This is a genomic window from Rhizobacter sp. P3_B12 (assembly GCF_056402895.1).
The window spans coordinates 1-603 of record NZ_JBFUGN010001720.1; the positions used below are offsets into that span (position 1 = coordinate 1).

Here is a 603-nt window from a genome sequence, read left to right on the forward strand (position 1 = left end):
CGGCGAACTCCTCCTTGCCCGGCACGCGCCGCGCGAGGTTGAACTGCCCGCCGATCTCGCCCGCCGAATCGAACAGCTCGACCGCATGGCCGCGCTCGGCCAGCGTGCAGGCCGCCGCCAGCCCGGCCGGCCCGGCGCCGATCACCGCCACCTTGTCGCCCACCGGCTTGCGCTGCAGCAGCACGTCGATGTAGCTGAGCACGTGCGGCAGCTCCTGGCCGGGGATCTTCGGATCGCGCGGCGTCACGCCGGTGGCGAGCAGCACGCGCTCGAAATGTAGCTGAGCACGTGCGGCAGCTCCTGGCCGGGGATCTTCGGATCGCGCGGCGTCACGCCGGTGGCGAGCAGCACGCGCTCGAAATCGCCGGCCACCAGCAGCCCGGCCGTCGCCCGCGTGTTCAGGCGCAGCGTGACGCCGGCCGCCTGCAGCCGGTGGTTGAAGTAGCGCAGCGTCTCGGCGAACTCCTCCTTGCCCGGCACGCGCCGCGCGAGGTTGAACTGCCCGCCGATCTCGCCCGCCGAATCGAACAGCTCGACCGCATGGCCGCGCTCGGCCAGCGTGCAGGCCGCCGCCAGCCCGGCCGGCCCGGCGCCGACCACCGC

At 74.1% G+C, this 603-nt stretch carries 2 pseudogenes; both read right to left on the bottom strand.

Annotated elements, in window-relative coordinates:
- Window positions 1-154 (bottom strand): annotated as a pseudogene (locus tag AC1D01_RS37860) (FAD-dependent oxidoreductase); the annotation flags it as partial.
- Window positions 155-249: 95 nt separating this feature from the next.
- Window positions 250-603: pseudogene (locus AC1D01_RS37865) on the bottom strand (FAD-dependent oxidoreductase); the annotation flags it as partial.